We start from the raw sequence: 26,269 nt of genomic DNA, 5'->3' as shown, positions 1-26,269 counted from the left end.
ACCCACTACTAAACCCATAGTTTCCATATCTGGTTTTATTTTACTATCCTCCGCTAAGTATTAATAAATTCTCTATTTGCTACTTAAAAAACCTATAGCTTCGGTGATCTTGGTTCTGGCGGTGCTCATTTTCGGGGGCATTGCATTGGAACGCTTATCCATTGAACTGATGCCGGATATTGATCGCCCCACGCTGTTAGTACGAACCGACTACTCCGGGGCACCTGCTTCGGAAGTGGAATTCCGTATTACCGAGTCCCTGGAGGGTATGCTTTCGGGCGTTCGGGGCGTACAGGAAATTGAATCCCTTACCCGGCAGGGACAAAGCCTCATCTTCCTCACTTTCGAGTGGGGGTTCGACATGGACATCGCTTTCCTGAATGTGCGGGAGAAACTGGATCAGGCGCGCTATATGCTCCCTGATCAGGCTGAACGACCCCAGCTGGTCTACTCTTCTGCTTCGGATGAACCCATTGCAACCATCGCCCTGCAGCTGGCCAATGTGTCCAATCAACAGTTTTCGAATCGACTTTCACTGAAGCGCTGGGCCGACCAGGTATTTACGCGTCGGCTGGAGCAGCAGGAGGGCATTGCCCAGGCACTGTTAGTGGGCGAGGTTCAACCCGAAGTACAAATTCAGTTCAACCCACGATTTATAGATCGGTATGGGTTATCGTTGTCGCAAATTCAGCAATCTGTACAGGAGGCGAATCTTTTTTCTTCTCCCGGAGAACTTCGGGACGGATGGTATCGCTATGCTTTGAAGATCGAAAGCCGGATCGAGTCGCTGGAAGACCTGCGGAAAACGCCGATCATTTCGTTGGCAAGCGGACGGGTTTTGCTTCTGGAAGAATTGGCCGAAGTGAAAATGGCAGAAGCAGATCCCACATCGTTTGCACTGTTGGATGGGGAAGAGGTGCTGAATGTACTCATCAAAAAAGAATATGGTTCAAATACAGTAGAGGTATTTGAGACGCTGGAAAATGTGTTGACGGAGATTCGTGACCAAAATCCGGATATCCTGATCGAGGTAATCCAGGAAGATGCCAGCTACATCGAAAATTCGATCTCTAACTTATTGCAAACACTGCTGATCGGGGGCGTGCTTGCATTCTTGGTGTTGTTCTTGTTCCTGGATGACGCGCGAAGTCCGTTTACTATTGGCATCTCCATTCCGGTCAGTATTTTTCTCACCTTTGTGGTGATGTATCTGTTCGATATTCAGCTTAACATCATTTCCCTGAGCGGATTGACACTCGGTATTGGTTTGCTGTTGGATAATGCCATAGTGGTGTTGGAAAACATCAGCCGCTACCGCCAAAAAGGGTTGGGAAGGTTTGAAGCCGCAAGAGAAGGAACAAAGGAAATCAGTCTTGCGGTTACCGCTTCTACGTTTACTACCATTTCGGTATTTTTGCCGCTCATATTTTTGGGCGGATTTGAAGGTGCCTTTTTCCGCGATCTGGCGGCCACGCTTTCATTCAGTTTGATCGCCTCATTACTGGTAGCCCTGTTTATCCTTCCCGTTTTTGTGGCTCAGATCAGCAGGAAGTCAAAATCAGGAGGAACGCTCAGTAAAGTCTCTGCAGGCCTGGATGCTATCGTTATGGCTTATGAGCGAAACCTGGGAAAAGTTATTCAAAAACCATTTCCATTAGTTCTATTTGCCATCGTTTTACTTGCCGGTGCGGGTTTTGCATTTATGACCATTCCCAAAGCGGTGTTGCCGGCAGACGAACCTTCAAAAGTAGAATATCTGGTTTCCATGCCCGGGAATACGGCCCTGAGATCTGCCAAGCAAGCATCTGTTACTGTCTCAAACATACTGTCAGAGCGGACAGATCGAACGAATATTTTATCACTTGGCGGCTATACCGATAACACAAACCTAAAATCCATTACCAACGAAGGACTGAATAAATTCACCATCTCAGTACCTGTGTCCGGTTTTGAAGAAGCAGAACAGGTAGATGATATCGTGGAGGCGATTGCTGATACTTATAGCAACTGGACCTTTCAGAAAATTGAAGAAGATGCTTCCGGCGTAGTTGGTATAGGGCAGGATGCACCCGTTCAGTTTAGTGTGGTTGGTACCGACCGGAATTTCAGCAAGCGGGTTGCTTCAGCGTTCGCCAAATTCATGAAGCAACATTATGATGAACTGAATCTGCGGCTAAAATATCCACAGCAAATACAAGCGTATCAGATACAGTTCAGGTCAGAAAACATGCTGGCATTTGACTTGACAGAAGATGAAGTCATTCGTTACCTGGAATCGTTAACGCGGGGAGCTTTTATCACCGATTGGAACCGGCAGGATGAGCAAATTTCCATCCGGCTGATCGGAGAGAAGGAGCAAAGCCTGAATCCGGAAGAAATCACCCTTGATATCAAGAACAAGATCATCCCGCTTACCGATGTCGTGGAAATCAGTCGCATTGAGGAAGCGGAGCAAATTGAACGTATTCGCCAGGCTCCCATTTTAACCTATAACTCCGATCTTACGTTTATGGATTGGTGGTGGGATGGAGGCGAGATTCAGCAATTGGTAAATCGGTTCATGCAAGAATCGGGTTATGAGATTCAGGTTCGGGGATCAGCTTTGCAGGTCATCAATTTATTGAAAGAATTAGGGTGGCTGCTGTTTATCAGTGTACTTTTGATCTACCTGATCCTCGCCATCCAGTACGAAAACCTGAAGTATCCGCTTATCATCATCCTGGCCATTCCTTTTGCCTGGATCGGTTCCTTCTTTGCCATGTGGATCGGCGGGGTGAGCCTGAACGCATTGTCTTTTATGGGTATCCTGATCCTGACCGGGATCGCTGTCAACGATTCCATCCTGAAAGTAGATTTCATGCGCCGTTATTTTGATGAAACCGGGAATCTGGAAGAAGCCATCAAGCAGGCCGGTATTAATCGTTTTCGACCGGTTGTAATGACCAGTATGACCACAATTCTGGCACTTATACCTATGCTGATACCATTTGGGGACGGATACATCCTCCGGCAATCACTGGCTATTGCCCTTATGGGAGGTATGATCACCAGCACCATGTTGACGTTGTACCTGATCCCGCTTGTATTTAAGTGGACGAATGGAACAGCCAACATGGAACAGGGAACATCCAACAAAGAACGTAGCACAGCTCGATAAACAGTATGAAAATTTTGAATTGGAAATTAGATAAGGATGAATTTTTTAGATGTAACCGAAAAGAAGTCCTCCCTTGAGGGAGGTGCCGGACTGAGCGAACGTGAAGTCGGGCGGAGGGTGAAAGCCGGGGGCGATGAGGTTGAAGTCAGATAATAACTTCCTGGCACCAACACCTCTCCCGGCTGAAGCCATACTCTCCTTAAGGAGAGACTAATTTTCATTTTGAATTTTTAATTCCTGAAGAGTGAAAGCAAGAAGAGATCAATAAATATCACATTATGAAACATCCCAAATATATACCACTGCTTTACTGCATACTGATCACAGCAACCCTGTTTACTGCTTGTAAAACGGAGGAAGAATCACCTGATGTACCTGATATGGACAGTGTGGAGATCCGCCCGGAAGTGGTCTTTGATGTGGTAGATGATAAACCGCTCAATTTCTACATCGAAAGTCGGGGAGTGGTGGAGCCGCTTCAGCAGACCAAGATCGTGCCTCGTATAAGTGGCTATGTGGAATCCCATATCATTGAGGAAGGCCGGCAGGTAGATAAAGGGGAAGTGCTGCTTCAGTTTGTGGATGATGAATGGGAATATGAGGTAGAACAGGCTCGCCAAGCTTATCTGAAAGCCAAAAATCAATATGAAATTGACAAGCGCTTGCGTGAGGGCTATTCGGGAGAAAGTAACGATGAAATGATCCGCATCAACAGCGGATTGGCTGAGGCGGAAGTAGCGTACGACCGCGCAAAATTGAATTTGAGCTATACGACCATAAAAGCTCCGTTTTCGGGGAGATTATCATTGCAGGATGTTGTAACCAATCAGGGTTTTATTTCTGTGGGTTCGTATGTATCTGCCGGCACTGAATTGGCATCCCTGATAGATGCAGCCACGGTACGGATCCGTTTTGATGTACTGGAATCCGAGATCAACAACCTGGAGAAAGGAATGGAAGTGGAGCTGTTTGGGCCTGAAGGAACAGAATACCGGGGTCAGATCATCGCGATATCTCCGGAAGTGAATCCCGATACTAAAACCGGACAGGTACTGGTAGAAGTTGATAACAGTGAGTACGGATTAAAAACCGGCATGACCGTTGACGGCCGGGTTTTTGTCCGCAGCCAGAAAAGTAAAGTCCGCATGCCCCGTGAAGCCTTATTGGAACGCGATGGGCGAACCTTAGTTTTCCGCCTGTTAAACAATGAAGAGGTGGAATGGATTTACGTTACACCGGTTGCAATGAATTCTGATTATGTACTCATCGACCATGAAGACATTAATCCCGGCGATACGCTGGCAGTGGATCAACACTTCAGCATCAGCCACCAACAAAAAGTAGTCCCGTTATTGGTTGATTGAAAATTGAATCAGTTTTCGCTCCAACGCAGAGCGTGTGGAGCGAGTGAAAAAGTAAAGATCGGAAATTATGAACCATTTAAGATACAGCTACAAAGAATTCCTCCCTTGAGGGAGGTGGATTGCGTAGCGAATGCGAAGCAAGACGGAGGGTGTAAGCCATGGGCAATGTTGTAAAAATCAGGTAAGTTGAAACCATGGCTACAACACCTCATCAAATTCAAACAGGCACAATTGCTTGAATTGATCTCTCCTCAGGGAGAGAATATAAGTAGTACCCCTACTGATTAATTAAGAATTCAAGGTTTTGGATTGGATCGTTTTTTTGCTCCAACGCCGAGTGTGTGGAGCGAGAGTGGAAATAACAATCAGGTCATTTTAAATTTCTTGTGAAAGAACTTCTAAACCGAAAATATCTCATTTCTTTTTTCTACATCATTGTATGTGTGATCGGGATAGCGGTGTGGCGAATTTTGCCGATCGAAAGTACGCCGGAATTGAATCTGCCATCTATAACCGTGAACTACAATTGGGGCAGTACCTCCCCGGAAGTGATGGAAATGGAGATCACGCGAAAAATAGAGCGGGAAGCCAACCGGCTGCGGGATGTTACCGACATTCGTTCTATTACACAAGAAGGCAGGTCTTCGGTTACCATCACCTTCCGCAAAGATGCCCCGGTAGATTACAGGGTTCTTGAACTCAGGGAATACCTTTTTGCGATGGATGAAAATCTCCCGGAAAGTATTTCTCCGCCCTCCATTACCCGTCGCGTTCCCGAAGAATTAGAGGATCAACAAACCTTTATCGTGTACACCCTGAACGGTGATCTGGCCCCGCGACGATTACTTGAATATACACGAACTAACATTCGTCCAAAGTTATTGGCGATCGAAGGGTTAGCGGAAGTGGCAATCCGAGGCGTTCAGGATCCGGCACTGGTGATCGAATTTGAGGTAGATCAGGTAGAAAAATATGGATTGGCTCCCCGGCAGATTCTGATGCAGGTACGGGATCGGTTGCGCTGGCGCTCTGCGGGTTTTGTGGAGGAAGGGATTTCACGCTACAGTCTTGTCATTCCTCCTGAGTTCAGCAGCATACCGGATATAGCAGGACTGAAAATTGAAATTCCCAATTCAAGAAAGCAGCTTGTACTGGACGATCTTGCCGAGATCTCCGTCCAGGATTATCCGGCACGATCTATAAAAAGGATCAACGGTGATCCTGCTCTTACCATCGAATTCGTAAAAGAGTCAGGAGCCGATGCCTTCACCCTGGCAGAGAAGGTGCTGAATGCCATGAAGGAGCTTGAAACACAACTCCCCGAAAACCTGTCGCTAATGCTTACGGTAGATTCAACCGAAGAGCTCCGTCAGCAATTTGATGACCTGCAGCTTCAGGCTGTCATAAGCGGGATCTTGGTCTTCCTGGTAGTCATTTTGTTTATCCGCAAAATTCGCGCTCCTTTAGTGATCATCGGAAGTGTGGCATTTTCAGTTTTATTCAGCCTCATCATCCTATACCTGATGGGATATAGCTTGAATATCATAACGCTGGCGGGTATTACCGTGGCCCTGGGTATGCTGATCGATAACGCTGTGGTCGTTTTTGAACACCTGAACCCCGGACTTCCCGCAGATAAATCAGATCGAATTGCCCATATCACCAAAGAAATTGGGAATTCCTTGGTTCCCGTACTTGGCAGTACGTTTACGACGGTGGGAATCTTTGTGCCCCTGCTTTTTGCCCTGGATGAACTCCGGATCTTTTTAGTCCCTCTGGCCGTAGCACTTACGGTTACGTTGGTTTGTTCAGTTTTGATAGCTTTTACGTGGATCCCATACTCGCTGGTATGGCTCACGCCCTCTGTCTCAGAAAAGAAGAAAAAGCAGCGCGGAACACGATGGTTGAACAGGTTGGTAATGAAAAGCTTTTTACTGAAATCGAAGCTTCGGTGGGTACTTCCTGTTGCTTTGATCGCAGTGATAGGCATCCCGCTTTTTGCAATCGAGGAGCCGGACTGGGATGCAGAAGAAGGAACCTTATGGCCAGAGTTCACCCAAATTTATTTTGATAACCGGGATGATATCGACAATTGGATCGGCGGAATAAGCAAGCGGTTTGCGGATGAAACTTATTTTGGAAGTCCCTGGCGGCGCAATAACGAGCAATCAGTGAATGTATATATTCGGGCTCCCCAGGGCACTCCGCTCTCCGAGATCGACAAGATCGTCAAGAACTATGAAAAGATCGTGCAGCCTTATGAGCAAGCCTTCAGTTATTATGAAGCCAACCTTTCGGAAGACTTCGGGGCCAGGATACGTTTTGTAGTTGATCCGGATTACGTGTTTAAGATGGAACCCTACGTTTTTTATGGGGAGGCTCAGTTTCTGGGAGCAAGGACCGGAAATTTTGCCACTTCGGTACAGGGCTTGAATATTCCCGGCATCAGTACCGGATTTGGCGGGAGCTCCTCAAATTATTCCATTCAACTTGAAGGGTATGCCTACGATGAACTCCTTAATTTAGCAAAAGACCTGGAACGCAGGCTCAAAACCAGCCGAAGGGTGAGTGAAGTAGACATCAACTCCTCGTACTACTTCTCACGGGGCGATAACTTTCAGCAATATATTTTGCGTCTTGATGATGAAAAGATGCTGGCTAACAATCTCGACCGAAGGGAAGTCCTTTCTACCCTGATGCTTGACCTGAACCCCGAGAATACGGTTGGAAAAGTTGAATTTGGAGGGCAGGAAATGTTTTTGATTGGGCGTAGTGAAAGAGACAGAGCGTTTGAAGAAGACATGATGAACCGCACCCGCACATTTGGGAACGTAAATTTCAATATGGCTACGATTGGGGAGATCACTCAAGAGGGCGCAATGGGTGAAATCAGGAGAACAAATCAGTCGTATGAAAGAGTGGTATCGGTGGATTATTTAGGAAATTACCGAATGGGCAGAGAATATATAGAATCTGTGATCGAAACTACGCCCGTTCCGGTGGGAGCCAAGATCGAGTTTGGGCGGGGGTTCTTCAGTTTCGGGGATGATGATAATACGCGTAATTTTGTATTTATCGCACTTTTGAGCCTGCTTAGCGTATGGATGATCGTCTCAGCCCTGTTGGAAAGCATTAAATACCCGCTGTTTGTGATCCTGGCCGTTCCCTTCAGTTTGATCGGGATCATGCTGGGTGGCCTTGCCAACGATATGGCTTTCGATCGCGGAGCCATTGCCGGCTCGCTGCTTTGCATCGGGGTAGTGGTGAATAACGCCATCCTTATTTATCACCAAAAACAGCTGGAAAACGGAAACGGAATTTTTGGCCTTCGCTGCTGGATGCACGTCTATCGAAAACGAATCCGGGCTATTTTGATCACAACGGTAACCACCATAACCGGCCTCGTCCCCATGATGATCTTCGGCAACAACGAATTCTGGGAGAATCTGGCTATAGTGGTTATCTGGGGCTTATCGGTTAGCACGATCTTGCTGCTGATTATGACGGGATTGCGGGTGAAGAGTGATAAATGATACCTATAATAGAATCTAAAAAGATATAAAAATAAAACCTTTTCATTCTTGAGATGCCTAAACTTGGAATACTTTTACTTACACTCGTTTGTTTATCTAAAAACTTCCAAGTTGCTGCTCAAAATCCGGAAATATTCACAAAACAAACAGAAATACGCTTACCCGACAACCATCTCATTGGGAATATAGAGGCGCTGGATGTTTATGGAAATAGCTTCCTTATTAGCGATACGTTTCAACAGCAGCAAATCTATTTGTACAAAAAGGGAGCGGATGCTTTGGTAAGGTTAGATCCTGAGGAGTGTTTTCCGGGCTTTACATATCACCCGATCCACGCTTTTCACCTGGCTGATCAATCGCTGTTTTTGGTGAATTCGGGACTGCCGGGATATCGGTTCAAACCCAATGGGGATTGTTTAGGAAATGTAGAAAAAGGATTTACCCCTGTTATTAAACAGCATATAGCAGTAGGAGAAAACGGGGACTTTTTTACCCTCCGAATGATACCGAACGGGGAAGTATTTTTAACCCATTACGACAAAACAGGTGAGCCTGTAGAAGAAGTCAGTGTAGGAAAACATTCTTTACCTCACTTCAATTATAGATTTGAGGGAGGCGGAATCGTGTTCCATGATGGAGTCATATACTATATGTGGTCATCAGGGAAAGTTATTCATCGGTATGATGTAGAGCGTAAAGAAACACTGGAAGAAATTTCCTTTGAGCCATCTTATGCATCAGCTATGACCAATGATATTCCAAACGATCCATTTTCGGGAGCTATGTTCAAGGCCATTGACAATACCCTGTCGGCGTATTATGTGATTCATTCGCTCTTCAAACTGTCCGAAAAGTTTTTGCTTATACAAACCAGCTTCAGGGAAAATGAATCCCGAATGTATGGGATTCACGTGTTAGATCTGAATACTTTGGAAATAAAAGAAGTGATTATCACCTATCAGCCATTCATCTTTGCCCGGGATGGAAAAGCATACCGGGTAAATGATCACAGAGAGGAAGGAGAAGGCCTGTTGAACCCATCTATCATGGTTTACGATCATATAGCGGAATCTGATCGCAATTAAAACTAAATTGATGTAATGTTCGTCTCATCAAAATTAAAATAAAATAGAGATTTACTATGGGATATAGATCAATTCGGGATACAGCTAAAATTTTTATCATGGTTGCATTGGCTACCGGATTGATGGCTTGCAACACCCAAAAGTCGTCCGATGTCATTCAAAAGAAAGATGGATTGGTGCAAAATCCGGATCGAGGACTGCTTCAGAATGAGGATCCTCCGAGGAATTTGAACTGGTGAAAACCATAGATCTTTCCGGGATCGAGGAGCCGGTAATAAGTAGAATAGGGGACTTACAAATTGATACCGAGGGTAATTGATATTTTATAGACCGGCGTATAAATAAGCTTGTTTCTATAGATCAGGATGGAAGGCTTCGGTATCCCACAAACATAGACGGTCCCCATGCATATGCAAAGCGGGCTTCCACCGGCAAGGCTGAGTCTCCCATCTACGAAGAACTACTGGATGTTTACAACTCCGATCACGAATTACTGTATACATTCAATGATACTGACTTTGTAGAAAGCCTGGGAAGTTTGTCAACCAGGGATGAGCAGGGATACTATTATTCTGCTTTCAGTGATGAGCTGCAGATCAAAAAATATAAAATTGTATCAGAATAATTATACCAATATAAATAAGGTAAAATCATAAGTAGCAATTTATTAGCACGTACAACTGAATGACTTTTCAACATCTTCAAGATCTTTGATCTGCATAGTAAGAACGGTTTGATTTTAGATTCATCGGAGGATAATCACAGATGTTCTTTTTTAGTTTTTTGAAATCAATGAAGCCCTGATAGCATCTCAAATTCAGGTCAATTAATCTTTGATTGATTGCAGGTTCGGTGCCTATATTCTGACGCTGTAAACAATTCATAGTTCCCAGGATTATTAATGAATTTATTTTCACTGTTAGATAAAGTAACCGTACTTCCCAACTTTGCGGTTGGCTCCAAAAAAGAACTCATTGATGCTTTAGTAGATGCATTAAAGGAAAAAATGGAAACCCAGGAGCAGCTGGAGGAAGTCCGAAAAGCTGTTTTCGAACGTGAGTCCATCATGAGTACGGGAGTAGGAAAGGGCTTAGCTATTCCGCACGCCAAAACTGCTGCGGTGGATGAAAACTTAGCCGCCTTCGCTTTATTGAAAGAGCCTCTCGATTTTGATTCTATTGACGGTGAACCGGTTCGGCTTGTGTTTTTGTTGGTAGGACCTGAATCTAATAACAGTCAGCACATCAAATTGTTGAGCCGCATTTCCCGATTGATGAACAGCGGGTCGTTCCGGGAGAAGATCTTAGATTGTACTACTACCGAAGAGATCCTTACGGCATTTCAGAATGAAGAAGAAAAATATTTTGTGAGTTAAATGAGATTATCCTTCCGACTGCTTTTCGTTTTTATACTTCTAATGGCAGCGGAATCTATTGCTGCTCAAGACCTTTCGTCGATCATTCAACGCGCTCCTAATCAAGAAGCATTTTGGTCAGTCACGGTGAGGGGTGAAAATGGACAAATCATAGAGAGCCTGAATCCCGATAAAAGTATTGTTCCGGCTTCCAATCAAAAGCTGGTTACCTCGGCTGCAATCCTGGATTATTTCGGAGCCGATTACCGTTTTGAAACCAAGATCTTTGGAAACGGCAGGATGGAGGGAGATACCTGGCTTGGCGATTTGATTGTGAAAGGGAGCGGAGACCCTTCTATCAGCGGGGACCTTTATGACGATGATCGCTACTATGTTTTCGATCATTTCCTCGAGCAGTTGAAGGAAAAAGGAATCCAAAGCATTCAGGGCAATTTGATTGCCGATGTTTCTTTGTTTGATGACCAACTCTACCCTAAAGGCTGGGATTGGTACGATATGTCTTTCTATTACGGCGTACAGATCAGTCCGCTTTCATTCAATAACAATGCGGTAGATCTGGAAGTGTTTGCAGATGGCGCGATTGGAGATACCCCTGCCATTTCATGGTTTCCGGACAGCACAGATTATGTACGGTTTATTAATGAGCAGGTGATCTCGCATCCTTCCACTGAATATGATGAATATTACCGGCGCGAAATGGGCGGGAATACCATCGTACTGGGAAGCTCACTTCCCCAAGGTTATTACGAAGATGAATCCTTGTCTATCGATAACCCTCCCAAGTACTTCCTCGATTCATTTAAAAAATATTTGAACAGAAATGGGGTGGAATTCAAGGGCCCTGTAATTGTTCCGGGACAAGCATTTCAATATGATAAATCGACAGTGCTTGCTTCTCACCGTTCTAAACCTATGTCGGAGCTCGTGAAATGGCTGAACAAAGAAAGCGACAATTTTTATACGGAAATGCTGGTAAAGAAATTATCGGCTGAAACCAGTGATGAACCGGGTAATTTTGAAGATGGGATCGAACAGGTTAAAATCTTCTTGACCAACCTGGGTATAGATACAGCTTACGTACAGATGAATGATGCTTCCGGGATGGCGAGCGGTAATTTCAACCAAACACAAATACTCTCTGATTTACTCTACAAAATGCAGGGACATCCCGAGTTTGATGCCTACTTTGCGAGCATGTCGGTGGCGGGCATTGATGGAACGCTTGCACACCGCATGAAGGGTACTCCTTTGTATAACAACTTCAAGGGAAAATCAGGATTTGTAACCGGAGTAAGAACGCTAAGTGGTTATATGAAAGCAAGTTCAGGGAGAAACCTAATAGTCAGTTTAGCTACTAATAATTATATTTCTGAAAAAGTACGCCCAATTGATGCCGTACACGAAGAAATATTGATGTACCTTTATGAGAACTACTGATTCATAAACGGCCTCTTTTTGATACGCAGAGCTCAAAATTTTTTTCATTAAGCAGAAATGAATGCCTGAAAGTAAAGCCCACATATTAGTCACGGATGATGAGAAAGCCATTCGGAATACGCTTCAGGAGATCCTTGAATTTGAGGATTACCAGGTATCGACAGTGGAGAGCGGGCAAGCGGCAATTGATTTTGTTTCGGAAAACCCAATTGATCTGATGTTTCTTGATATCAAGATGCAGGGCATGGATGGGTTGGAGACTTTGCAGGCCCTCAGGGAAAAAGGGTATGAGGTTCCTGTGATCATGATATCCGGCCATGGAACTATAGAAATTGCCGTGGAAGCTACCAAAATGGGTGCATACGATTTCCTGGAAAAACCTCCAGATCTAAATCGGTTGTTGATCGCCGTACGGAATGCTCTATCTCAAAAAAACCTTGAAAACGAAAATCGGCAGATCAGGAAAAAACTCCCCAAAATTCAGGAGATCATAGGCGAGAGTAAAGCCATTGAGGACATCAAGACCATGATCGAGAAAGTGGCTCCAACACAATCTCGCGTTCTTATAACCGGTGAAAATGGAACCGGTAAAGAATTGGTAGCCAAGTGGATACATGAGAAGAGCCCCAGGAGTTCAGGTGCGTTTGTGGAAGTAAATTGTGCCGCTATTCCTGCAGACCTTTTGGAAAGCGAATTGTTTGGGCACGAGAAAGGGGCGTTCACAGGAGCTTCTGAGCAGCGCATCGGGAAGTTTGAACAAGCTGATGGAGGAACTCTTTTCCTCGACGAAATTGGAGATATGAGCCTGGATGCTCAAGCTAAGGTATTAAGAGCCCTGCAGGAGAATAAGATCACTCGCGTGGGTGGCAACGATTCCATTTCCGTAGATGTGCGGATTCTGGCCGCAACCAACAAAGACCTGGAAGAGGAGATCAAGGCGGGTGAATTTAGGGAAGATCTGTTTCATCGGATCAGCGTAATCCCCATTAAAGTGCCGGCATTGAGGGAACGAAAAGAAGATATACCATTGATCGCCCAGGCATGTCTTCAAAGTCTTAAAAAACGTGACATCAGTTTCTCTTCGGTTTCATTTAGTGAGGATGGCTTGCAAGCCCTTCAACAAAAAGAGTGGAGTGGAAATGTACGCGAACTTCAAAATGCAGTGGAGCGATTGGGTATATTGGCTACCGGCGATAAGATCACTCAGGAAACAGTAGATAATATATTGCAGACCAGGGACTTAAGCTCCGAGGATCTCGGTAAATTAGCTGATGAGACGGAAGATTTTCAGGATTTTAAGGAAATGGCCGAACGTGTATTTTTGATGAAGCAACTGGATAAGCACGACTGGAATATCAGTCAAACTGCGGAAGCCATCGGTATTCAACGCAGCCACATGTACAACAAAATGAAAAAATATAACATAGAGCGATAGCATGAGCGCAGAAATTATTGACGGAAAGAAAGTAGCCGAATTAGTGAGAAGTCGTGTTCGGGAGGATGTTGAGGACTGGAAAGCCAAAGGACATAGAGCACCTTTTCTGCAAGTGATCTTGGTGGGAGACGATCCGGCATCCAAAGTATATACCGGAGCTAAAACGCGTGCCTGTGAAGATGTTGGCATCGAAACGCACACGGAAATACTTCAGGACACGATATCAGCTAAAGAACTAAAATCCATCATCCAAAAATACAATGAAGATGACGCGGTGGATGGAATTCTTGTACAGTTGCCGCTGCCTTCGCATTTGTCTTCGCATGATGTGATCGAAAGCATTGATCACCGCAAAGATGTGGATGGATTTCATCCCATGAACGTAGGGAGGTTAACAGTAGATCAGCCTTGCTTCCGAAGCTGTACGCCGGCGGGAATTATGGAATTATTCAAGCATTACAGCATTCCGGTGAAATCCAAGCATGCCGTGGTAGTGGGAGCAAGTAACATTGTAGGATCGCCTATGGCCATTATGCTTTCAAGAGAGAATTCGTCCGGTAAAGCAACCACCACGATTTGTCATAAGTACACCAAAGACTTGACACAGCATACCATTTCTGCTGATATCCTGATTGCAGCAGCCGGCCAGCCACACCTGATAAAGGCCGAGATGATCAAAGAAGGGGCTGTGATCATTGATGTGGGTATAAACCGGGTGGCCGATGAAACTTCAGAAAAAGGATACAAGCTGGTTGGCGATGTGGATTTTGAATCCGTCAAAAAGAAAGCCAGCTGGATCACTCCGGTACCCGGTGGCGTAGGCCCAATGACGGTAGCCATGCTGATGAAGAATACGCTTTTGGCGGCGAAGAAGAGTATTTATCCGGAGTAGGGAATTACTTCAATCCCAAATTCTTTAGCAGCTTTGGCCAAAACTTCATCAAAAGTGAAAAGTGGTTGTCGTTGTAGAAAACAGATTGACAAATGAAGCGAATCCAAACTTAAAAGAGGTAAAGTAGTTTGTTTGAGCATGATTTCAGCTCGTCTAAAGTGTTGAACTTCAAAATGATGCTCAATAAATATTCTTTCGTTGATCTGTCGTTCAAATTCAGAACTAATTAGCTCAGCATCTCCAGAGTCGATTGTCCCCATATGTAACTTTTTATTTAAAGCTGATATGAATTCAACTTTTGTCAAAGAGCTAATGTGAAGTTCCTGAGCCTCAAGAATTACAGAATTAGCTTTCTCTGTATGTATTTCAGGGATGAAAAAAGCCACTAAACAACTTGTGTCAACATACATTAATAACGGGCATTTCTTCTCATTTCAATTACCGTTTCAGAAAGAGGTTTCCCTTTTACTTTAATTTTTTTCCGGAATTCATCCATATCAGGAAATTTCTTCTTTGTTTCAGAGTCCTGATAATTCACTAGCTTGGCTATGGGCTTATTGTGCCTGGTGATGATGACTTCCTCACCACGCTCAGCCTCAGTGAGGTATTTGGCTAATTGCTCTCTGACTTTATTTACAGGTACTTTTTTCATGGCTTGGTTTTTAATTATGTACATAAATAAATGTACATAATTTGACCAAGTATTCCCATTAGGTTTCTAAGGCTATTTTTAAATCAAGAAGGTTGAAACCTTAGAATATTTAATTCTTAAAATAGGGTGACACTATGATGTCACTCGGTGTGCGTATCATTGAGTAAATCAAAAAAATAAAACTCAATGACCATGATGAATCAAGCACTTTCAATCACTCCAAAACAAAACAAAAACTCTGCATTATTTGCTGTTCCGGTACTGAAACGTATTCAGCAAGAAAGCATCGAAGAGTACAATGAGATGCAGCAAGCCTTTAATTTAATGGGCTGGGGCGACCTTCCGGATACATTAAAAATCGAGATCCATGAGGACATAAAATTTATGGTAGAAGAACTGAAGGGACGGTTTTCTTCTTGTGATCCGTTTGTAAAACGACGCCGGGAATCTATCCATTATTGGGTGAGTAACTTTCAGGAAGGCATTTGCAGCCTGGATACTGCTATTAACGCATTGAAGGTGAAGGCGCTTTAAGAGGTTTTTTCAGCTTCTTTGCCATGAGTTTTCTGCCCGGAAGAACGGTACACGTCTTCACTTTCAATGTAAATACCTTGGTCGGAGCCGCCAAAAGATCGAATTTTTTTGGAAAGGATATCGGTCAGGTCTGCAAGCTGTTTCTTCTGTTTGTTGAAGTAGTTCTTCAGGAAGAAGCGGCTCATGGCAAAGCCTCCTAATCCTACGAATGGAGCTATTAAAAGTCCTAATTCTTTACTGCTGATTTCTTTTACGGCAATAAGCGTAACAATAAAGGCAATGAAAAAACTAAGAAAGCCGGTCAGCTTTTTGAAAGGGCCCCAGGAGGAAACCATTTGTACTTTTGTTTTACCGTTTTTGGGAGTAAGTGAAAAATGTTTGTATCCGAAGTCACTTTTCCTCTGTTCCCATTCGTAGGTTTTTCCGGTTTTTCGTGTTTTGCCTATGCCTCCGGTGAATTTCCGGATTTCTAAAATAAGGTCTTCCCATTGTTCTTCCGTGAACTCGTTATTTAGGGTAGATACATGCTGAATCCTGGATGAGCCTTTTAAAAGACTATAATTTTGTTCGTTCAAATCGGGCTCATCAACGGAATCAAGTGCCTTGCTTAATGCCTCTTCACTGATGCCTACTTCTTTGGCTACAGATAGAAGTTCTTCGCGGGTTAAACCCACTTGCTCATCATTCAGATTCTCGTCTGCCTGAATTTCAGCAGCTTTAGCTAAGATCCGGTTGATTTGTTTTTGATCATACGTTTTAGAAGGAGGCATAAAACAATATTTAGAGTAGGTTTTTAATCCGCATGAAAATTACTATTCGATGCAGAACTTCCATAGAGATATCCTTATCTTTGAAAAACTGCAAGCCAAACTTTTTCATTGATGCATAAAATGAACAATTCTTCTCCCTTCGAACGCATTACACGCCAAGGACTTACTTATGATGATGTGCTTTTGGTGCCAAATTATTCCCAGGTACTTCCTCGCGATGTGGATACTACCGTGAACCTGACTCCTACACTCAAACTGAATGTTCCTATCATCAGTGCCGCTATGGATACTGTGTCGGAATACCGGTTGGCTATAGCACTTGCCCGAGAAGGAGGTATAGCCATGCTTCATAAAAATATGAGTATTGAAGATCAGGCAGAACACGTTCGTCTGGTGAAAAGAAGTGAAAGCGGCATGATCGTTGATCCGGTTACGCTTAAAGAAAATGCTACTGTCCGAGAGGCTCGAGCTCTCATGAAAAAGCAAAAGATCGGTGGGATTCCCATTGTGGATGAAAAGGGAATTCTTGTGGGGATCGTCACCAACCGGGATCTGCGGTTTGAGTCTGAGCTGAATAAAAAGCTTGGGGATATCATGACGCATGAAAACCTGATCACTGCAAAAGAAGGAACCAATCTGCAGCAGGCTGAGAAGATCCTTCAGCACTATAAAGTTGAAAAACTTCCTATTGTTGATGGGAACAACAAGTTGGTTGGGTTAATTACTTTTAAGGACATCGAAAAGAAGATGAACTTCCCGAATGCCTGTAAAGATGAAATGGGGAGATTGCGGGTAGGTGCCGCTGTGGGAGTGACTGCCGATACCATGGATCGTGTAGATGCATTGGTTGCTACCGGCGTAGATGCCATCACTGTAGATACGGCCCACGGACATTCTCAAGGGGTACTCGATACCATCAAAAAGATCAAAGAGGCTTATCCTGATCTGAATATCATTGGAGGGAACATAGCTACTAAATCGGCAGCAGAAGCACTGGCTGATGCCGGAGCAGATGTGGTAAAAGTTGGCGTTGGCCCGGGATCGATATGTACCACCCGCGTGGTGACCGGGGTTGGAGTTCCTCAACTGAGTGCCGTCATGGAAGTGGCCGAATTTGCGAATGAGCGAGGTATTGGCTTGATCGCAGACGGGGGTATCAAGCAAACAGGAGATATTCCAAAAGCCATTGCCGGAGGCGCTGATGCCGTAATGATGGGGTCTATGTTTGCAGGTGTGGATGAAAGTCCCGGCGAAACCATCATTTATGAATCCCGGAAGTATAAGTCGTACCGCGGAATGGGAAGTATTGGCGCCATGGATAAAGGCTCCAAAGACCGTTATTTCCAGGATGTTGAAGATGATATCAAAAAATTGGTTCCGGAAGGCATTGAAGGGCGGGTCCCCTATAAAGGATATCTGAGTGAAGTGGTTCATCAGATGGCAGGTGGATTAAGAGCGGCCATGGGATATGCCGGAGCGTCTAACATTGAAGAGATGAAAAAAGCAGAATTTGTTCAGATTTCAGCGGCTGCTTACAAGGAAAGTCATCCGCACTCGGTACAAATCACGAAGGAAGCACCGAACTACTCGGTTTCCTGATCGGCTCAACCCGACCATGAAAAACGTTCTTTTTATTGTCTATTATTTTCCGCCTATGGGAGGAAGTGGCGTTCAGCGTCCGCTGAAATTCGTGAAGTATTTGCGTGAATTTGGGTGGAATCCGATCGTGCTTTGTCCCGAGCCGGGAAGGTATCCTTACTTTGATGAAAGCTTAGCCGAAGAATTAGCATCGCTTTCTGTAGAAGTGATCAGGATAAACCCGGATACTTTATTTCATGTGGGGACAAAGAGTTCATCCGCTTCACAAAACCGATGGCAGGTACCCGATCTTTTCGCTAAAATTGCCCGCAGAATATTACGGCTATTTCTCTACCCTGATAATAAAAAAGGATGGATCGCCCCGGCCATAGAAAAAGGAAACGAGATCCTTAGCTCCCGAAATATTAAGGCTATTTTTAGTACAGCGCCTCCGTTCAGTAATCATATAGTTGGTAAGGAATTGAGTAAAAGCTCGGGAGTCCCTTTAGTTCTGGATTACAGGGACGCCTGGCTGAACAACCACTTTATGGATGGTATGTTTGACTGGCAGAAAAAGAAAATGCTCAAGTTGGAACAAGAATGTGTAGCAGAGGCAGACTCAATTATTGGGCTTGATGATTTCATGCTTCAGCAAATGAAGGACGAGTATGAGCTTTCTGAGGATACCCTGCAGGTAATACCCCATGGCTATGATCCCGAAGATTTTGAGAAACCGGGGCAGCCGACCTTAGATTATAAAAAAGGCAAGCTCAATTTCTTGTACAGTGGTTTGTTTTATGAGCAAAATCAGCCCGACGTTTTTTTGAAGGCATTACGTAAGGCAATAGTAGAAAAAGGAGTATCAAAAGAAAAAATACATCTCCATTTTCAGGGTGGTTTGGATCATCGGATCAAGGAACTGATAAGGAAGCTGAATTTTGAAGATATAGTATCGGATTACGGATATCAAACACACAGCCAGGCCGTAGCGAATCTAAAACAGGCCGATGTACTTTGGATGATCTCCAACTTTGACAGCTCTCATAAACAAGTGAAAAGCGGGAAGCTATTTGAATATTTTGGAGCTCAAAAGCCGGTATTGGGATTGGTACAAGATGGAAAAGAAGCAGAATTATTGAGACAATACACCGCCGGTTTTATTGCAAAAGTGGACTCCATTGAAGATACTGCAGAAACATTAGTAAAGATCTTTAGTAGTTGGAATAAGCAAACCCTGCCGGCCGGAAACTCAGAATTTACAGGATCATTCAACCGAAAACAGCTTACCCAAAAACTGGCTCAAATTTTTGACAAAATTTCATCCCAATAATATCATTGCTTTGATTAACTTGATGTACGATGATTGAACTTCTGAAAAAATTATTTGAGCAGCGGGAAAAAAAGATCACCGTTATACTGCTGGACGATTCCAAACCCGATGAAGATAATTCCTATAAGGTCTATCCGCGTGGGTTATTTGCTGCAATTCTCGGAATTTCCGGTTTTTTTGCTGTGATCGTTGCCCTCATTTTTATGCTTACGCCCCTGGGTGGATTGTTATACAGTACCGATGATGCCGAGATCAGGGCACAGATCCTGGAGATCACAGATAAAGCCATCGCCCTGGAAGATTCGTTGCAGCAGCGTGATGCCCAACTTCGTGAAATGAAGAACATCATGCGATTGAGCATTGATACTACCTTAGCCCTGGATCAGCGATTTGATGATTTCCTGAACCAAAGCAACGCTTTTCAAAACCCGGATTTTATCAGTTACGGTCAACCCGGTACATTTGAGAGGCTCAGCCAAAATGAAGTGCTTTTTTCGAATGTAGCTAAATCTGTGCCTGATTTTCCGGCCAAATATCCTGTGAAAGGTTCTCAAACCCGAGGTTACCTTCCCGATGATGAGCATTATGGAATTGATATAGCTACAAAAAGTAATGAACCGGTTGTAAATATTGCAGATGGATCAGTTTTCAATAGCAGTTGGACAATTAATAATGGATATGTAATATCCGTGCAGCACAACGACGGTATTGTAACCACGTACAAGCATCTGTCTACATTAAATAAGAAGGAAGGTGATCTCGTACTAAAAGGTGATATTCTTGGTGAAGTTGATAATGCCGGAGTACTCAGCACCGGCCCACATCTTCATTTTGAATTATGGAAGAATGGGGTGCCTCAAAATCCTGAAATCTATTTAATCAAATAAATCAGTTATGTTAAATTCAAAGAAGTCGACAAATAACAATTCTTCATCCGGCAGCTCGAGCCAGTCTCCAACGGTGAACATTTTAAGTGAAGGCACCAAACTAAAAGGAGATCTGAATTCACAGTCCGATATTCGGGTAGGTGGTACCGTTGAAGGAGAGGCTGTTTCAAAAGGGAAGCTTATTGTTACCGGAAATGGGCGTATTATTGGAAACATCACTTCATCAGATGCAGATATTGCCGGAAGGGTAGAAGGAGAAGTAAAAGTCTCCAACAAACTCACACTCAGGGAAAGTGCCATCATTGATGGTAATATCTACACCAAAACGCTGATCGTGGAAGAAGGGGCACAAATCAATGGCTCATGCCGAATGGGTACTGACTCCAAACAACTCTCGCAAAACAGTGATGCCGATTACGCCAACGATACTAAAGTAAAATCTCCGTCATAGATCATTGCCCAAAAACTTCCTTCCGCCAAAATATATGCAGTATCTGGGGTTAGGGGCAGAGATAGCAGCCTCTTTACTGATCCCAATACTGTCGGGGTATTATTTGGATAAGATCTTTGGTACATCCCCATGGTTGATTTTGCTTGGAGTGTTGGGAGCAATGATTGGTTTTGGATTCATGATCTACCGGATCTCCAAAAAACTGGATACTTCAGATGATGATTAATATAGAAGAGGGGGTTCTGAAAAAATCACTCTCATTTTCAGCGCTGTTAATACTGACCTCGGTCCCTTTTTTCTGGATTGGAGAAGCCCAGGGGGTAGCCGTTTTGTCCGGAGTACTGTTAAGCAGCATTTTTGTTTGTAGCAGTGCCTGGATCTTTGATGCGTTTAGGGAAGCTGAAAACAGCCTGTTTATAAAGGTTTACATCTTTTCGATCGCGGTCCGTTTTCTGCTCATCCTTTTGCTCTTCGGAATTTTGCTCGGAACAACAAAAATTGATGAAATCTATTTTACAGTTAGTTTTATAATTTCCTATCTTTGCCAATCTGTAACGGAAATGATTTTTATTAACAAAATTCTTCAAAAGAGTAGCAGCTAAAATGGTTCAAGCCCTGCGTCGAGTTTTACTGACTTTTTTCTTTTTATCGATCAGCACTTCAAATATTTTTGCCTCTGCATCAGACGCATCTGAAGCCGGTGAAGAACCGGTTATTGACGTTATGGGTACCGTTGCTGATCACGATTATTTCAAGACTCCGCTTGGAAAGATTTATTTGCCTCGAATTTTTTACTGGGAGAATGCCAATGGGGAGTCTTCTGTAAGTTTTTTCTCTTCAACAAAGAAAGCTCTTGCTTCGGATGAATTCATAGAAAGCGAAGAAGGTGCTATCGTTCCTGCAGGTGGAGGATCTATAAAAATTGATTTTTCTATCACTTCACACCTTTTGTATTACTGGTTTGGGATGGGGCTGGCTGTTTTGTTAACGGTAGCGGCAGCCAAGCGGTATAATAAAGGGGTTGGGCGAGATGTGGAGCCTAAAGGTACTTTTCAAAACATTTTTGAGGTATTGTTTTTGTTTATTCGCGATGATGTAGCCCGCGAAAATATTGATCATCACAAAGCTGACAAGTATGTGCCTTTCTTGTTTACAATGTTCATGGGCATATCATTTATGAATTTATTTGGGTTGTTGCCCTGGGGCGCAACAGCCACAGCAGATTTGACTGTGACGGCAACTCTTGCAGCGGTAACCTTTGTGATAACACAATTCAGTGGAACTAAAGATTATTGGGCTCACGTATTTTGGTTTCCAGGGGTACCAACATGGGTAAGAGCTATTTTGACCCCGGTTGAAATTCTTGGCTTGTTTACCAAGCCATTTGCACTGGCAATTCGTTTGTTTGCCAACATGCTTTCCGGTAAGATCATGATCATTGCCATACTTGGGTTGGTCTTTATTTTTGCAGATCTCTTTGGATCGGTAGCCGGTTACGGTGTTGGAATTTTCTCAGTTTCACTTACTGTCGTGCTTTACGCCCTGAAAGTATTTGTGGCGCTATTACAAGCGTACATCTTTACCTTGCTTTCCGCAGTATTCATTGGGATGGCTGCTGAAGATCACGACCATGCAGAAGAAGAATATTATACAGAACATATTGCTGAATAATTTTCAGCGTACTTAATAAAACCAAACATCAATAATTAAAACTAAACAACAGAACTATGGGATTATTAGCAGCTGGTATTGGAGCTGGAATCGTAGCACTTGGTGCCGGAATCGGAATCGGAATGATCGGTAAGAGCGCTACTGAAAGTATTGCACGTCAACCTGAAGCTTCAGGTGATATCCGTGGTGCAATGATTTTGACCGCAGCCTTTATTGAGGGTGTAGCTCTTCTCGGTGCCGTTATTTGTATTCTGCTTGCTCTTGGAATTGGATCATAAACAAAGGTAGGATTCTATCATGACTTTCCTATTAGCAGGTGGAGGAGGTTTACTGTCTTTCAATACCGGATTTGCGATTTGGATTCTTTTATCCTTGATCGTATTTCTATGGGTGATGACGAAGTATGCCGTACCTCCAATTATGACGGCGCTTAAGGATCGTGAGCAAAACATCAAAGAATCTCTGGAGGCAGCTGAAGAGGCTATTGCCAAAGCAGAAAAGATCTCCAAGGATAATGAGAAAGCGCTCCGTGAAGCTGAAGTGAAAGCTCAGCAGATCCGAAAAGAAGCCGTTGAAGAAGCTGAGTTGATTCGTACAGAACGTATCAGCAAAGCTAAAGAAGAGGCCGATAAGTTGATTGAACAAGCCCGAGCCTCTATAGAGCAAGAAAAGAAACAAGCTTTGGTTGATCTTAGAAAAGAAGTGGCTAAACTGGCCATTGATTCTGCTTCCAAGATCATCGATGCTGAGCTTGATAATGCTAAAAACCAAAAGCTGGTGGATAATTTCTTATCCGACCTGTCTAAAAACTAACCGATATTCATGCTGGTATCTAAAGCGGCGCGCCGTTACGCCACTGCACTTTTGGAACTTGCTAAAGAACAGGACGCTGTTGAGCGAACGCTTCAGGATGTTCTCTTAATCAAGAATACACTGGAAGGTTCTAAAGACCTTGTTTTGTTCCTTAAAAGCCCGATCATCAAACCTGATAAAAAAGTATCTGCATTGGATGCTATTTTCGGTGGTCAGCTTAGTGAAATGGTTCACAAATACATTTCACTTATTGCAAGAAAAAATCGCCAAAATTTGTTGGATGAGATCATGTATGCCTTTGTTGAAAAATACAACGAGTATGCAGGTATCATTTCAGCAGAAATATTTGTTGCCAGAGAAATGAGCGACAAGGAATTGGAAAAGGTGAAAGCCAGCCTTGAGAAATTCACCAATAAAAAAGTGAATCTCTCTGCTAAAGTGCAGGAAGATCTTAAAGGCGGTATGGCCGTTAAGATCAACGACACGGTAATAGACGGTACCATTAAGCATAAATTGGAACAGCTTGAAGATGAATTCCTGAGCTCTGCTACGGAATAAAATCACAACATTTTTTTAATCATATACACACAATGAGTCAAGTCAGACCAGACGAAGTTTCAGCCATATTACGCAAACAATTATCCGGCTTCGACAATGAAGCTGATACCTATGATGTAGGAACCGTTCTTGAAGTAGGTGATGGTATTGCTCGTGTTTACGGGCTTTCAAAAGTTCAAGCAGGTGAACTGGTTGAACTGCCTGATTCAAAAGACGACGACGGTAATTCAGTTACCGGAATGGTACTTAACCTCGAGGAAGATAACGTAGGGATCGTACTTTTCGGAGCTTCTAATGCCGTTGAAGAAGGTCATACCGTTAAAAGAACCAATGACATCGCATCTATTAATGTAGGTGAGGGTGTATTAGGCCGGGTAATTGATCCGCTCGGTAATCCTATAGATGGTAAAGGAGCCATTACCGGAGATACCATCCGTCTGCCACTTGAGCGTAAAGCTCCCGGCGTTATTTACCGTGAGCCGGTTGCAGAACCTCTTCAAACCGGACTTAAGGCGATCGACTCTTTGATCCCAATTGGTCGTGGCCAGCGTGAGCTTATCATTGGTGACCGCCAAACCGGTAAAACATCTGTTGCGATTGATACTATTATCAATCAAAAAGCAACGCAAAATACTGAGAAGCCGGTTCATTGTATTTATGTAGCTGTAGGTCAGAAAGGCTCTACGGTAGCTAACATCCGTAAAGTACTTGAAGACAATGGTGCTATGGAATATACGACCATCGTATCAGCTCCTGCCAGTGCTTCTGCTCCAATGCGTTATGTTGCTCCATTTGCCGGTGCTACCATCGGTGAATATTTCCGTGATACCGGTCGTCACGCTCTTGTGATCTATGATGACCTTTCAAAACAGGCAGTCGCTTATCGTGAACTTTCTCTGTTGCTGAAACGTCCTCCAGGCCGTGAAGCCTATCCCGGTGATGTATTCTACCTGCATAGCCGTCTTCTGGAACGCGCCGCAAAAATTATTGATGATGACAAAGTAGCCCAGGCTATGAACAACGTTCCTGACGAATTGAAGCCGATGGTTAAGGGAGGTGGCTCATTGACGGCACTTCCTGTGATCGAAACACAGGCCGGTGATGTATCTGCCTATATTCCTACCAACGTAATTTCTATTACGGATGGACAGATCTTCCTCGAAACAGATTTATTTAATCAGGGTGTTCGTCCTGCTATTGACGTTGGTACTTCTGTATCTCGTGTGGGTGGTTCTGCTCAGGTAAAGTCTATGAAGAAACTTTCCGGTACTTTGAAACTTGACTTGGCTCAGTATCGTGAACTCGAAGCTTTTGCAAAATTCGGTTCAGATCTGGATGCTTCTACTCAGGCTCAGCTCCGAAAAGGAGAGCGTACGGTAGAATTGTTGAAGCAGGATGTATATCAACCTCTGCCGGTTGAACAGCAGATCGCACTTTTGAAAGTGAATGATGAAGGTCTGCTTAATAACCTTGAAACCCAGGACATTTCGGAATTTGAGAATCAGTACCTCGAGCATGTTGGTATCAAGTTTGAAGATGAAATGGAAGCCCTGGCAGGTTCAGGTGTTCTGGATGATGCATTTGGGGATAAGCTCATAGAAGCGGCTGAATCCATTATTCATCAAATTAACGCCAAAAACTAATTCTGAAGCACCGATAATTTATCTCTGATGGCAAATCTTCGAGACATACGAAACCGGATATCTTCTGTTAACAATACGCAGCAGATCACAAAAGCCATGAAAATGGTAGCGGCTGCTAAATTGCGTAAAGCGCAAGACCGCATGAACCAAACGCGTCCCTACGCCTCAAAAATTGAGGAAGTAGCTGGACGTTTAGCGGGAAGCAGTTCGGTTTCAAATCCCCTTTTAAGAACTCCTGAAGAGACTAAAAATCTGCTCTTTATCATCGTTGGTTCTGATCGCGGATTATGTGGCGGCTTTAACAACAATTTGTTTAAAGAAGTAGAGAATCAGTTCAATAATACTTTTGAATCGTATTTGGACAATGATGCTATTTCTGTTGTTACCATCGGGAAGAAGGCGACGGCACATTTCAAAAAACGAAAATATAATGTGATAGACAGTTTTCCTGGATTCTTCGATAACATTGATTACGATGCAACATCGGAGATCATGGAAAAAGCCACAGCGCAGTTTACAGCCGGTGAATTTGATGAAGTGTATATTGCTTTTAACGAATTCAAGTCTGTAATTGCCCAAAACAGACGCGTTCAGAAAGTTCTTCCACTTGATCCGGAAAAAATCGCAAAATCTAAATCCGGTGATGCATCTGAACAAGCGATTGATTACCTTTACGAGCCAAATTCTGAAGCGATTTTAGACCGGTTGTTACCGCTGCATTTGAACATGCAATTATGGCGGGCCGTACTGGAATCCAACGCATCGGAACAGGGCGCTCGGATGACGGCAATGGATAGTGCAACTGAGAACGCCAAAGAGCTGGAACGAGACCTGAGATTGGAATATAACCAGGCTCGACAAAGTGCCATTACCACTGAGATCTCCGAAATTGTATCGGGAGCTCAGGCGCTTAGCGAAAACTAATTTTACTGATTTTAAACCTGGAGAGCTGGCAGAGTGGTCGAATGCGGTGGTCTTGAAAACCATTGAGGCCTCACGGTCTCCGGGGGTTCGAATCCCTCGCTCTCCGCAATAAAATAGCCCCATTTGGGGCTATTTTTGTTTTATGAACACAATCAATAATATGTTTCTGCATTCGTTTAT

Annotated in this window: 25 protein-coding genes and 1 tRNA gene; 22 read left to right on the top strand and 4 right to left on the bottom strand. The window is 43.8% G+C overall.

The features are described from left to right. The first annotated feature begins 76 nt into the window (after window positions 1-76). From B151_RS0103870 to folD, 9 genes are all read left to right on the top strand, one after another. Window positions 77-3,157, top strand: coding sequence for an efflux RND transporter permease subunit (locus tag B151_RS0103870; RefSeq protein WP_083909860.1), 3,081 nt, complete (start codon window positions 77-79; stop codon window positions 3,155-3,157). Between the two features lie 278 nt (window positions 3,158-3,435). Beyond that, on the top strand, window positions 3,436-4,521 hold the full coding sequence (locus tag B151_RS0103860; RefSeq protein WP_020402285.1) for an efflux RND transporter periplasmic adaptor subunit: 1,086 nt from the start codon (window positions 3,436-3,438) through the stop codon (window positions 4,519-4,521). A gap of 386 nt (window positions 4,522-4,907) precedes the next feature. Next, a complete protein-coding gene (locus B151_RS0103850; protein ID WP_020402283.1) occupies window positions 4,908-8,054 on the top strand; it encodes an efflux RND transporter permease subunit in 3,147 nt (1,048 codons plus the stop codon). 53 nt (window positions 8,055-8,107) lie between these two features. Further along, window positions 8,108-9,139, top strand: a complete 1,032-nt coding sequence (locus tag B151_RS0103845) for a hypothetical protein (protein WP_020402282.1) — start codon at window positions 8,108-8,110, stop codon at window positions 9,137-9,139. Between the two features lie 56 nt (window positions 9,140-9,195). After that, window positions 9,196-9,378 carry a hypothetical protein gene (locus B151_RS0103840; RefSeq protein WP_020402281.1) on the top strand — a complete coding sequence of 61 codons (183 nt, stop codon included), beginning with the start codon at window positions 9,196-9,198 and terminating at the stop codon, window positions 9,376-9,378. A gap of 662 nt (window positions 9,379-10,040) precedes the next feature. After that, window positions 10,041-10,514 carry a PTS sugar transporter subunit IIA gene (locus B151_RS0103825; protein WP_020402279.1) on the top strand — a complete coding sequence of 158 codons (474 nt, stop codon included), beginning with the start codon at window positions 10,041-10,043 and terminating at the stop codon, window positions 10,512-10,514. Continuing rightward, window positions 10,515-11,951, top strand: a complete 1,437-nt coding sequence (dacB, locus tag B151_RS0103820; RefSeq protein WP_020402278.1) for a D-alanyl-D-alanine carboxypeptidase/D-alanyl-D-alanine endopeptidase — start codon at window positions 10,515-10,517, stop codon at window positions 11,949-11,951. A gap of 61 nt (window positions 11,952-12,012) precedes the next feature. Continuing rightward, complete coding sequence (locus B151_RS0103815; protein WP_020402277.1) at window positions 12,013-13,386, top strand: sigma-54-dependent transcriptional regulator; 1,374 nt, start codon at window positions 12,013-12,015, stop codon at window positions 13,384-13,386. Window position 13,387: 1 nt separating this feature from the next. Then, entirely contained in the window at window positions 13,388-14,278 is an 891-nt protein-coding gene (gene folD / locus B151_RS0103810) for a bifunctional methylenetetrahydrofolate dehydrogenase/methenyltetrahydrofolate cyclohydrolase FolD (RefSeq protein ID WP_020402276.1), read from the top strand. On the opposite strand, the gene B151_RS0103805 is transcribed toward folD, so the two are convergent. Both B151_RS0103805 and B151_RS17905 read right to left on the bottom strand, forming a co-directional pair. Then, window positions 14,266-14,688, bottom strand: coding sequence for a type II toxin-antitoxin system VapC family toxin (locus B151_RS0103805; RefSeq protein ID WP_020402275.1), 423 nt, complete (start codon window positions 14,686-14,688; stop codon window positions 14,266-14,268). The genes folD and B151_RS0103805 overlap by 13 nt on opposite strands. Further along, window positions 14,688-14,930 carry a type II toxin-antitoxin system Phd/YefM family antitoxin gene (locus B151_RS17905; protein WP_020402274.1) on the bottom strand — a complete coding sequence of 81 codons (243 nt, stop codon included), beginning with the start codon at window positions 14,928-14,930 and terminating at the stop codon, window positions 14,688-14,690. Before B151_RS17905 ends, B151_RS0103805 begins: the two co-directional genes overlap by 1 nt. A 192-nt stretch (window positions 14,931-15,122) precedes the next feature. Between B151_RS17905 and B151_RS0103795 the strand changes: the two genes are divergently transcribed. Next, window positions 15,123-15,464, top strand: a complete 342-nt coding sequence (locus B151_RS0103795) for a hypothetical protein (RefSeq protein WP_157470685.1) — start codon at window positions 15,123-15,125, stop codon at window positions 15,462-15,464. Here B151_RS0103795 and B151_RS0103790 read toward each other — a convergent pair. Next, entirely contained in the window at window positions 15,461-16,234 is a 774-nt protein-coding gene (locus B151_RS0103790) for a hypothetical protein (protein ID WP_020402272.1), read from the bottom strand. The genes B151_RS0103795 and B151_RS0103790 overlap by 4 nt on opposite strands. 111 nt (window positions 16,235-16,345) lie before the next feature. On the opposite strand from B151_RS0103790, the gene guaB reads away from it, so the two are divergent. From guaB to B151_RS17900, 5 genes are read left to right on the top strand one after another with little or no spacing between them, the layout of a single operon-like run. Beyond that, window positions 16,346-17,833: an IMP dehydrogenase gene (guaB, locus tag B151_RS0103785; protein ID WP_020402271.1), complete on the top strand. Its 1,488-nt coding sequence runs from the start codon at window positions 16,346-16,348 to the stop codon at window positions 17,831-17,833. A 16-nt stretch (window positions 17,834-17,849) separates the two neighbouring features. After that, window positions 17,850-19,142, top strand: a complete 1,293-nt coding sequence (locus B151_RS0103780) for a glycosyltransferase (protein WP_020402270.1) — start codon at window positions 17,850-17,852, stop codon at window positions 19,140-19,142. 29 nt (window positions 19,143-19,171) lie between these two features. Beyond that, entirely contained in the window at window positions 19,172-20,029 is an 858-nt protein-coding gene (locus B151_RS0103775) for a M23 family metallopeptidase (RefSeq protein ID WP_020402269.1), read from the top strand. Between the two features lie 7 nt (window positions 20,030-20,036). After that, window positions 20,037-20,480, top strand: a complete 444-nt coding sequence (locus B151_RS0103770; protein ID WP_020402268.1) for a bactofilin family protein — start codon at window positions 20,037-20,039, stop codon at window positions 20,478-20,480. 34 nt (window positions 20,481-20,514) lie between these two features. Continuing rightward, a complete protein-coding gene (locus B151_RS17900; RefSeq protein ID WP_020402267.1) occupies window positions 20,515-20,706 on the top strand; it encodes an AtpZ/AtpI family protein in 192 nt (63 codons plus the stop codon). Between the two features lie 118 nt (window positions 20,707-20,824). Here the strand turns inward: B151_RS17900 and B151_RS20075 are convergent, their stop codons facing one another. Then, a complete protein-coding gene (locus B151_RS20075; protein WP_020402265.1) occupies window positions 20,825-21,067 on the bottom strand; it encodes a hypothetical protein in 243 nt (80 codons plus the stop codon). A 16-nt stretch (window positions 21,068-21,083) separates the two neighbouring features. On the opposite strand from B151_RS20075, the gene atpB reads away from it, so the two are divergent. The 7 genes from atpB to B151_RS0103720 all read left to right on the top strand — a co-directional run bounded on the left by atpB (window position 21,084) and on the right by B151_RS0103720 (window position 26,195). Next, window positions 21,084-22,151, top strand: coding sequence for a F0F1 ATP synthase subunit A (atpB, locus tag B151_RS0103750; protein ID WP_020402264.1), 1,068 nt, complete (start codon window positions 21,084-21,086; stop codon window positions 22,149-22,151). A gap of 56 nt (window positions 22,152-22,207) precedes the next feature. Continuing rightward, window positions 22,208-22,429 carry an ATP synthase F0 subunit C gene (atpE, locus tag B151_RS0103745; RefSeq protein WP_020402263.1) on the top strand — a complete coding sequence of 74 codons (222 nt, stop codon included), beginning with the start codon at window positions 22,208-22,210 and terminating at the stop codon, window positions 22,427-22,429. Between the two features lie 19 nt (window positions 22,430-22,448). Then, a complete protein-coding gene (gene atpF / locus B151_RS0103740) occupies window positions 22,449-22,964 on the top strand; it encodes a F0F1 ATP synthase subunit B (RefSeq protein WP_020402262.1) in 516 nt (171 codons plus the stop codon). 9 nt (window positions 22,965-22,973) lie between these two features. Continuing rightward, window positions 22,974-23,522 carry an ATP synthase F1 subunit delta gene (atpH, locus tag B151_RS0103735; RefSeq protein WP_020402261.1) on the top strand — a complete coding sequence of 183 codons (549 nt, stop codon included), beginning with the start codon at window positions 22,974-22,976 and terminating at the stop codon, window positions 23,520-23,522. A 32-nt stretch (window positions 23,523-23,554) separates the two neighbouring features. Further along, the gene (gene atpA, locus B151_RS0103730) at window positions 23,555-25,165 is read left to right on the top strand and encodes a F0F1 ATP synthase subunit alpha (RefSeq protein WP_020402260.1); all 1,611 of its coding nucleotides are present in this window, start codon (window positions 23,555-23,557) and stop codon (window positions 25,163-25,165) included. A 27-nt stretch (window positions 25,166-25,192) separates the two neighbouring features. Further along, entirely contained in the window at window positions 25,193-26,089 is an 897-nt protein-coding gene (gene atpG, locus B151_RS0103725) for an ATP synthase F1 subunit gamma (protein ID WP_020402259.1), read from the top strand. Between the two features lie 19 nt (window positions 26,090-26,108). Further along, a tRNA-Ser gene (locus B151_RS0103720) sits at window positions 26,109-26,195 on the top strand. Window positions 26,196-26,269 lie beyond the last annotated feature (74 nt).

Source organism: Gracilimonas tropica DSM 19535, assembly GCF_000375425.1.
Taxonomy (GTDB): Bacteria; Bacteroidota; Rhodothermia; order Balneolales; family Balneolaceae; genus Gracilimonas; species Gracilimonas tropica.
The sequence above is the reverse complement of the archived record's forward strand: the minus strand, read 5'-3'. Positions and strand labels throughout refer to the sequence as shown.